Here is a 416-nt window from a genome sequence, read left to right as displayed (position 1 = left end):
GACGGCTACGACCGGGACGCCTTCCGCCACTGGAACGCCGGCGCCAACCCCACCGACGGCTGCAACACGCGCGCCGAGGTCCTGATCTCCGAGGCCGTCGAAGCCCCTGCGGTCGGAGCCAACTGCCGACTGACGGGCGGGAGCTGGTGGTCGTACTACGACCAGGTGCGGGTGACGTCAGCCTCCGGCCTGGACATCGACCACATGGTGCCCCTCGCTGAGGCATGGGACAGCGGCGCGTCGGCGTGGACGGCGCAGCGCCGCGAGGCGTACGCCAACGACCAGGGCGCGGCCACCAGCCTGGTCGCGGTCACCGCCCGCTCGAACCGGTCCAAGGCAGACCAGGACCCCGCCCAGTGGCTGCCGCCTGCCGCCGAGGCGCACTGCCGGTACGCCGCCGAGTGGGTCGCAACCAA

1 protein-coding gene is annotated in these 416 nt (G+C 72.8%); it reads left to right on the top strand.

What is annotated here, in order from left to right:
- Positions 1–416 (top strand): HNH endonuclease family protein (locus ADK65_RS02940; protein WP_159038707.1); only part of this gene is annotated, 416 nt, incomplete at both ends.

It is taken from the genome of Streptomyces sp. NRRL B-1140 (genome assembly GCF_001280065.1).
Classification (GTDB): Bacteria; Actinomycetota; Actinomycetes; order Streptomycetales; family Streptomycetaceae; genus Streptomyces.
This window is presented reverse-complemented; position numbering and strand designations above follow the sequence as displayed.